A 6900-nucleotide genomic window follows, 5' to 3' on the forward strand; every position below is an offset into this window, starting at 1 on the left:
CGCCATCCCGGAGCCTGAGCCCCCTGCCGGAGGCATCACTCCCTGACCTGCACATTGCCCCCTCCCCCTCATCTCTCTGCCCTGGCCTCCACCCCGCCTTGCGGGTTCTGGGGCTGGTCGTCGGGTGGTGGGCTGGCGTCGTGGTCTGCTGGTCTGCGGGCTCGCCCGTGCTGGGGGTGCTGGGCATACGGGGGTGTGGTGGCTGTGGCCCTGCTGTCGGCCGGTGGTCGTCCTCGGTCCGGCGAAGCGGAGGGCGGGGCAAAGCGTGAAACGGATCACCCCGTGGCGACTATCAGGTGGCGCGGGGCCGGGGGCCGGGCGTGCCGCGCCGAAGGCGGCGGCGACGTCCGAGTCCCCGTGCCCGCGCCGGCCCGTGTGACGGGCCGGTGGGGTGTGATCCGTAGCGGCGGCAGAATGCCGATTGCCCAACCGCGCCGGATGCCCGAAGGGCAAGAGACACCGAGCCGACGAAGACAAGGCCACCCGCCGAACGCCCCTGCCCGGCCGGAGGCTTTCCCGGTGCGCCGGAACGGCCCTGCGGACAACTGCGTTCCACCGCCGCCCCTGCCTGGACTTCTCCGAATGGGGCTCGCCATGCCCGGCAGGTTCCGGAAGTAGCGGGCCTCCTCACGCGGGAGTCCTCAAGGGGCTTCCCCCCTCCTCCTCCCCGCCCGAAGGGTGGGGCTTGATGAGGTAGAGAAACCTGTAACAGCCCTGATGCCACTCAAGCGCTGGCGATGACCCTGCGCCCATCGTGGGAGCGCACATGGGGAGCATCGTCCCGCAAGGCGTCGGTGACACGTACTGCGAACACCTCGCCCATGCGGTCGGTCACCTCGGTGGGGGTCAACCACTCGACTGCCGTCGACTCGTCGGAAAGTTGTTCCTGGCCGCCTTCGGCGTGGCAACGGAAAACCAGCGCGACGATGCCTCGCGTCGTGTTCTTGTAGACACCGGTTAGGCGATCTACCTGGACTTTGATCCCCGTCTCTTCGTAGACCTCTCGCCGTACGCCGTCTTCAGGCGCCTCCGCCAGTTCGAGCACTCCGCCCGGCGGCTCCCACGTTCCGTTATCGGCTCGCCGGATTGTCAGTACGCGCCCGTCCTCGCGTACCACCACACCGGCCACGGAAACGGAGTGGAGCGGCGTTGACGCGGTCTGCTGGCGACTGTTACTCATGTACATGAGAATAGGAGACTGAGAAGGACTATGGCGAGTACTGAGGTGGGCTCGACGGCCAAGGCGAAGTACCTCCAGATCGCGGACGACCTGGCGGCACAGATCCGGACGGGAGTCCTGGCCCCTGGCACTGCTGTGCCGAGCGAAACAGAACTGATGGAACGCTACAGCGTCGCTTCCGGCACGGTACGCAAGGCGGTCGCGGAACTCCGCACGACTCAGCTCATCGAGACCCATCACGGGCGAGGCTCGTTTGTCCGCTCCCGCCCTCCCGTGCAGCGCAAGTCGTCAGACCGGTTCCGCCGATCCCACCGGAAAGCGGGGAAGGCCGCCTATCTGGCAGAGGCTGAGCAGTCCGGTGGCAAGCCGTCCGTGAACGTCCTGTTCATCGGTCCCGTAGAAGCGCCCCCAGAGATCGCAGAACGGCTTCACGTCACCGCTGGATCCCAGGTGCTTGCGCGTAAGCGCCGGTACTTCCGTGACGGCGTTCCCACGGAAGAGGCAACTTCGTACCTCCCGTGGGACATCGTGAAGGACATCCCCGAGATGTTCGCCGAGAACCCGGGCGGCGGAGGAATCTACGCCCGACTGGAAGATCAGGGACACCGCCTTGCGGAGTTCAAGGAGACCGTACGGGCGAGGCTCGCCACCAAGCCTGAGACCTCTGCTCTGGCTCTGAGCCCTGGCTCCCCGGTGATCCACCTTGTACGCGATGCGACCACAGAGTCGGGCCGCGTTGTGGAGGTCTGCGACACGATCATGGCCGCTGACCAGTTCGTCTTGGATTACCGCTTCCCCGCCGAGGACTGACCAAGCAGCAAGGCTCGCAACCCGTCACAAGATTCTTTGATGTGGCGGGTTGACTCATGTACAGGAGTAGGGCACTCTTCTAGCTATCACTCATGTACATGAGTGCAGGAGAAAATCTCATCTAGAGGAGCCAGTCCATGCCGTCCTTCAAGATCGACCTTTCGACCGCTGTGGTGTTCGTGGCGACTGCGCCGGTGCCGAAGCTGGTGAGCAAGCAGACGGGTGAGCGGGCTGTGGACCGGGAGACCGGTGCCGGGCTGTCCACGGTGGGTCTGCTGATCTCGGACGAGGGTGAGGGGAACCTCTACCAGGTGACCGTGCCGGAGACGGGCCTCCCGGAGAACCTGGGTCCGGGGATGCCGGTGTCGGTGATCGGGCTGAAGGCCCGGGACTGGGAGAACACGTTCAACGGGCAGACGCGGCACGGGATCAGCTTCCGTGCGGTCGCGATCACGGCCGGTGTCTGACGTCATGTCGGATCTCGTCACGGTGGTGGAGGCGTCCGGGGTCATAGCGGCTGCGGGTGGTCTGGGGTACGCGAAGTACCGGGCGCCTCGGGTGTACTGGTCGCTGGTGGGTCTGCCGGTCACGCGGGTGCGGTTCCAGGCGACGTACCGGTCGACGATGGATGTGTGTGGGCTGACGGTGCAGCCGTCGCGCCTGCGGGCGTTCATGGTCCGCAATGTCGCCCGGCGCCCCGATGTGCAGCCGGTCCCGCCGAAGGTCCGCCGCGTACGGGGTTCGTCGACGGGGATGCGGGTCTCGCTGCGGCTTCCCGCCGGTCTGGAGCCTGCCGACATCGCCGCCGCCTCACAGCGCCTGCGGCACGCCTGGGGAGTCCACTCCGTCAACGTCGTGGAGACCAAGCCGGGCGTGGTGGAGCTGCGGATGACCGGCTACGACGTGCTGCGCCGGGTACGGATGCCGCGCCGCCGCCCGTCCGGGCCGATGGTGGTCCCGGTCGCGCTGCGCGAGGACGGCTCGGCGTTCGTCCGGGACTACCGGAAGGTTCCTCACAGTCTGACGCTGGGGGCGAACCAGTCGGGCAAGTCGATGTATCAGCGCAACCTCATCGCCGGGCTGGCGAAACTGCCGGTGGGCCTGGTCGGCATCGACTGCAAACGCGGTGTCGAACAGGGCCGCTTCACCCCCCGCCTCTCCGCCCTCGCGACCACCCCCGACGAAGCGGCCAGCCTCCTCGATGCCCTGGTGGGCGAGATGGAAGACCGCTTCACCGTGCTGGCCGACTATCAGGTGTCGGACCTGTGGGAGCTGCCGGAGCACGTGCGGCCGGTTCCGCTGGTGGTCCTGGTGGACGAGGTGGCGGAACTGTTCCTGACCAGCGCGAAGAAGGACGAGGAACGCCGGGACCGGATGGTCATGCAGATGGTCCGGCTCGGGCAGATGTCCCGCGCGGTCGGCATCTATCTGGAGGTCTGCGGGCAGCGCTTCGGCTCCGAACTCGGCAGGGGCGCCACCATGCTCCGTGCCCAGCTCACCGGCCGCGTCGTGCACCGGGTCAACGACAAGCAGACCGCCGAAATGGGCCTGGGCGACATCGCCCCCGACGCTGTGTCGGCCGTGACGCTGATCGCCCCGGACCGGCCCGGGCTGGCGGTGGCCGGTGATACCTCCGGCGGGTGGTCCCGCATCCGCACCCCCGAAACCTCCGCCGCCCAGGCCGCTGCCGTCTGCCGGGCGTACGCGCACCTGACCCCGGACGTTCCGGCCCTGGCTCCGTTCCGCCCGGCCATCCCCACCACTTCCGCCGCGGCTCCGGCTCCGGCGCCGGTTGATGCGCCGCTGATCGAGCCGGGCGCCGCGACCGCCTGACACCCCCCGCTTCCCCGGTCGGCGTGACCGCTTCACGCCAGGTCCCTACCCCGCCCATGCCAAAACCGCGAAAGGAACGCGATCCATGGCCGCCGAGAGGACCACCCGCCGCACCGCCACCAAGACCACCCCCGCCCCGCCGGTCGAGCCGGACAAGTGCGCGACCTGCAAGGGCTCCGGCCTGGTCGCCGTGACCGTTCGCGTCGGCCGTCGTCACCGGAACGTCGGTCAGCAGGAGGGCTTCTGTCTCGCCTGCTTCGGCTCCGGCGATGCCTCTTCCGACTGACGTTCGCTCCGGACGCCGGGCGGCCCGAATCCCGCCCGGCCCGGCTTCTCCATACACAGAAGGGATCTTCGAATGACCAAGCAGGAGGCCGAACGCGTCGCGATCGTCACGGCCGGAGTGGTGATCCTGGCTCTGACCGCGGTGGCGTTCTGGCTGTCCTACGCGCACCTTGCCGACGTCGCCAAGACCAACGGCCTCGCCGCGTCCCCGGCCCGCTCCTGGGCCTGGCCTGCGACGCTCGACCTGTTCATCGTCGGCGGGGAAGTGCTGATGTTCCGGGCCGCACTGCGCGGTGTCACGGACTGGTGGGCCATCGGCCTCACGGTCGCCGGGTCCCTCGGCTCGATCGGCCTCAACGTCGCCGGAGTCGGCGCCGACGCACCCCGCCTCCACTACGTCGTCGCGGCCGTACCCCCGTCCGCCGCCCTGCTCGCCTTCGGCGCACTCATGCGGCAAGTCCATCACCTCGTCGCCGCGTCGACGGACGACACCACCCCGGCACCCGCCATCGAACCGGAACCCGCCCCGGCGGCTGAGATCACGGTCGACCGGGCCCCCGATCCCGAGCCCGTCCCCGAGCCGGTTGCGGAACTGCTGCCCGCTCCCGAGCCCGGGCCTCTCCCGGACCCTGCCGTGGTTCCGGCGGTGGCGGTGCCTCCGGCCCTGCTCGATCACGCGCGCAAGCTCGCTGACACCCACCACGCCACGACCGGCGACCGGATCGACGCGGACGCCTTGCGTACCCGCCTCGGCATCCCGGCATCCCTGGCCGATGCCATCGCCGCTCAACTCGCCTGATCAGAAAGGAAGTCAGCTCATGGCCCTGCTCTCCTTCAACCGTGCCGCCGATTACCTCGACGCGGCCCGCGAGATGGCCGACTCCGGCCGTCCGACCCTCGCCCGACTGCTGGCCGAGGAAGCGGCCGACCGTACCGGCGACCCCGGCGAGGCCGCCCGCATCCTCGACAGCTTCCCCGGCCGCAGCTTCCGGCAGGAGAGCTGACCATGCCGCGTCCGAACCGCTTCCGCGACGTGATCCGCATCGGCCCCGTCCAGGTCGCCACCCACACCGACGGCCAGGGCCGCACCAAGCACGCCGCGGCCTGCACTGCCCCGGGCTGCGGGTTCTCCGCCGACTACAACGACCGGCCCGGCGCTGAACTCGCCGCCACCACCCACCAGTGCACCCCCAGGAAGAGGTGACCACCATGCGCTACCCCGAAGACCAGCTCAACGCCGGACACATCCCCGCGGACCTGGTGGCCCAGCTCCCGCCGGGCACGGACCCGAGCCGGATCGTCATCGTCCGGGCCGCGCCCCGCTCCTACACCGGCCCCATCCTGCTCGCCCTCACGGTCACCGGCGGTATCGCCCTGATCGTCGTAATGATCGCCGTGACCCTGCACGTTGCCGCCGCCGCGACGGTCGCCGTTCTCTCGGCCACCGGCGGCGTGGGCGTCGCGCTCAAGCGACCCCACCGCAGCAAGTAACCCGAGAGGAAGCCGAGATGGGTCTGTTCAACCGCAAGAAGGAAGAGCCCCCGCAGGTCAACCCGGAGGTTGCGGAACGGGGCCGCAATTACGCGATCGCCAAGCGCCACGGTGACCGCCGCGCGATGAACCGCATCGTCCGCCAGATGGAGCGTGACGGCCTCGCCAACGCCGACTGGGACTCGTTCCGCAACGGCCAGCAGGAATACGACGCCATCCCGCCCATCAACCCCCCGCGCCGCAACCGGCGCCGCTAACAGCCCCCGGGGCGGCCTCAACCGCCAAGTTTCTGCCGCCCCGGGCGCTTCCCACCTTCCAGATCCAGTGGACCCGAAAGGGAGATCTCATCATGCCGCAGTACACCCGTGCCCGGTCGCGTATCTGCCCGGACTGCGACGGCTTCCCCCGCGTCGCCATCACCACCGGCCAGCACACCCCTGACGGTCGGCGCCTGACCGTGATTGCCGCCTGCCGCTCCTGCGACGGCACCGGCAGCGTTCCCGCCGCCGTGCTCACCCGTACTGGCCGGTGACCGCCATGGCTGACCTGACTCCGACTTGGGACTTTCCTGGCATCCGCATCGGGAACTCCTCCCAGCACTCCGAGCCCCATGCCGACTACGTGTGCCGCTGCGGCGAATACGGCAAGGCGAGCGGCACGGACGACGTCAAGGCCCTGGTGGAGGACTACACCGCCAATCACGGACCGGCCCACCGCACGGAACGTGGCCGCCGATGACCCTCCTGAACTGGCGCGATGCCCGCCACTACGACCACTCCGGCGACCAGCCGTGCGTCCTGTGCGGCGGGCCGACCCCGCTCCGCTCCGACCGTGGCAAGCCCGTCCACAAGGTGTGCGCCGAAGCCTGGATCGACGCCCACCCCGCCCGGCAGGAGGACGAGTGACTGACACCGCCACCCTGGCGGGCCTGGACCCGACCACCCTGGGGGACCTCCTCCGGGTGGCCGGGACTCCCGGCTTCGACCGCTGGCAAGACCAGATCCGCCGCACCGGAGGATGCTCCGACCCCATCCACCTGACCGGCTCGACCAAGACCCTCGACCCCGCCACCGGCACGGTCTTCCACACCTACTCCACCGACGCCGAACCCGGCGGACGGCTGAGGGTCGCGTGCGGCAACCGGCGGGCCTCGCGCTGCCCCTCCTGCGCCTGGACCTACGCAGGCGACACCTACCACCTCATCCGCGCCGGACTGACCGGCGACCCCGCCAAGGGCACCCCGCACACCGTGCGCGAACACCCCCGCGTCTTCGCCACCCTCACCGCCCCCTCCTTCGGCC

Annotated in this window: 14 protein-coding genes; 13 read left to right on the forward strand and 1 reads right to left on the reverse strand. The window is 69.5% G+C overall.

Annotated features, from left to right (window positions below; translation table 11 throughout):
- Positions 1-724 precede the first annotated feature (724 nt).
- Entirely contained in the window at positions 725-1192 is a 468-nt protein-coding gene (locus WH07_RS29215; protein WP_063775846.1) for an NUDIX hydrolase, read from the reverse strand.
- Positions 1193-1210: 18 nt separating this feature from the next.
- Here WH07_RS29215 and WH07_RS29220 point away from each other — a divergent pair, with 18 nt between their 5' ends.
- From WH07_RS29220 to WH07_RS29275, 13 genes are all read left to right on the forward strand, one after another.
- Complete coding sequence (locus tag WH07_RS29220; protein ID WP_046506411.1) at positions 1211-1990, forward strand: GntR family transcriptional regulator; 780 nt, start codon at positions 1211-1213, stop codon at positions 1988-1990.
- 137 nt (positions 1991-2127) lie between these two features.
- Positions 2128-2457, forward strand: a complete 330-nt coding sequence (locus tag WH07_RS29225) for an SCO3933 family regulatory protein (RefSeq protein WP_046506414.1) — start codon at positions 2128-2130, stop codon at positions 2455-2457.
- 4 nt (positions 2458-2461) lie between these two features.
- On the forward strand, positions 2462-3823 hold the full coding sequence (locus WH07_RS29230; RefSeq protein WP_046506417.1) for an FtsK/SpoIIIE domain-containing protein: 1362 nt from the start codon (positions 2462-2464) through the stop codon (positions 3821-3823).
- 85 nt (positions 3824-3908) lie between these two features.
- Complete coding sequence (locus WH07_RS29235; protein ID WP_046506420.1) at positions 3909-4109, forward strand: hypothetical protein; 201 nt, start codon at positions 3909-3911, stop codon at positions 4107-4109.
- Positions 4110-4181: 72 nt separating this feature from the next.
- Positions 4182-4907, forward strand: coding sequence for a DUF2637 domain-containing protein (locus WH07_RS36430; RefSeq protein ID WP_052744594.1), 726 nt, complete (start codon positions 4182-4184; stop codon positions 4905-4907).
- 19 nt (positions 4908-4926) lie between these two features.
- Positions 4927-5112, forward strand: a complete 186-nt coding sequence (locus tag WH07_RS29245; RefSeq protein WP_046506423.1) for a hypothetical protein — start codon at positions 4927-4929, stop codon at positions 5110-5112.
- Positions 5113-5114: 2 nt separating this feature from the next.
- Positions 5115-5312, forward strand: a complete 198-nt coding sequence (locus tag WH07_RS29250) for a mobile element transfer protein (RefSeq protein WP_046506426.1) — start codon at positions 5115-5117, stop codon at positions 5310-5312.
- 5 nt (positions 5313-5317) lie between these two features.
- Positions 5318-5599: a hypothetical protein gene (locus tag WH07_RS29255; RefSeq protein ID WP_046506447.1), complete on the forward strand. Its 282-nt coding sequence runs from the start codon at positions 5318-5320 to the stop codon at positions 5597-5599.
- A gap of 17 nt (positions 5600-5616) precedes the next feature.
- Positions 5617-5856 (forward strand): hypothetical protein, encoded by a 240-nt coding sequence (locus WH07_RS29260; protein WP_046506429.1) that lies wholly within the window; start codon positions 5617-5619, stop codon positions 5854-5856.
- A gap of 92 nt (positions 5857-5948) precedes the next feature.
- Positions 5949-6131 carry a hypothetical protein gene (locus WH07_RS29265; RefSeq protein WP_046506434.1) on the forward strand — a complete coding sequence of 61 codons (183 nt, stop codon included), beginning with the start codon at positions 5949-5951 and terminating at the stop codon, positions 6129-6131.
- A gap of 5 nt (positions 6132-6136) precedes the next feature.
- Positions 6137-6337 carry a hypothetical protein gene (locus WH07_RS29270; protein ID WP_046506437.1) on the forward strand — a complete coding sequence of 67 codons (201 nt, stop codon included), beginning with the start codon at positions 6137-6139 and terminating at the stop codon, positions 6335-6337.
- Positions 6334-6504: a hypothetical protein gene (locus WH07_RS40540; RefSeq protein WP_198533915.1), complete on the forward strand. Its 171-nt coding sequence runs from the start codon at positions 6334-6336 to the stop codon at positions 6502-6504. Before WH07_RS29270 ends, WH07_RS40540 begins: the two co-directional genes overlap by 4 nt.
- On the forward strand, positions 6501-6900 hold a 400-nt coding region (locus WH07_RS29275; RefSeq protein WP_046506440.1), incomplete at its 3' end, for a replication initiator. The genes WH07_RS40540 and WH07_RS29275, both read left to right, overlap by 4 nt.

This window comes from Streptomyces odonnellii, from assembly GCF_000981895.1.
Lineage (GTDB): Bacteria > Actinomycetota > Actinomycetes > Streptomycetales > Streptomycetaceae > Streptomyces > Streptomyces odonnellii.

Coding starts and splice junctions, on each gene's coding strand:
- WH07_RS29220 (WP_046506411.1), top strand. CDS start 1,211: ATGGCGAGTACTGAGGTGGGCTCGACGGCCAAGGCGAAGTACCTCCAG.
- WH07_RS29270 (WP_046506437.1), top strand. CDS start 6,137: ATGGCTGACCTGACTCCGACTTGGGACTTTCCTGGCATCCGCATCGGG.
- WH07_RS29255 (WP_046506447.1), top strand. CDS start 5,318: ATGCGCTACCCCGAAGACCAGCTCAACGCCGGACACATCCCCGCGGAC.
- WH07_RS29265 (WP_046506434.1), top strand. CDS start 5,949: ATGCCGCAGTACACCCGTGCCCGGTCGCGTATCTGCCCGGACTGCGAC.
- WH07_RS29260 (WP_046506429.1), top strand. CDS start 5,617: ATGGGTCTGTTCAACCGCAAGAAGGAAGAGCCCCCGCAGGTCAACCCG.
- WH07_RS29245 (WP_046506423.1), top strand. CDS start 4,927: ATGGCCCTGCTCTCCTTCAACCGTGCCGCCGATTACCTCGACGCGGCC.
- WH07_RS29230 (WP_046506417.1), top strand. CDS start 2,462: ATGTCGGATCTCGTCACGGTGGTGGAGGCGTCCGGGGTCATAGCGGCT.
- WH07_RS40540 (WP_198533915.1), top strand. CDS start 6,334: ATGACCCTCCTGAACTGGCGCGATGCCCGCCACTACGACCACTCCGGC.
- WH07_RS29235 (WP_046506420.1), top strand. CDS start 3,909: ATGGCCGCCGAGAGGACCACCCGCCGCACCGCCACCAAGACCACCCCC.
- WH07_RS29225 (WP_046506414.1), top strand. CDS start 2,128: ATGCCGTCCTTCAAGATCGACCTTTCGACCGCTGTGGTGTTCGTGGCG.
- WH07_RS36430 (WP_052744594.1), top strand. CDS start 4,182: ATGACCAAGCAGGAGGCCGAACGCGTCGCGATCGTCACGGCCGGAGTG.
- WH07_RS29250 (WP_046506426.1), top strand. CDS start 5,115: ATGCCGCGTCCGAACCGCTTCCGCGACGTGATCCGCATCGGCCCCGTC.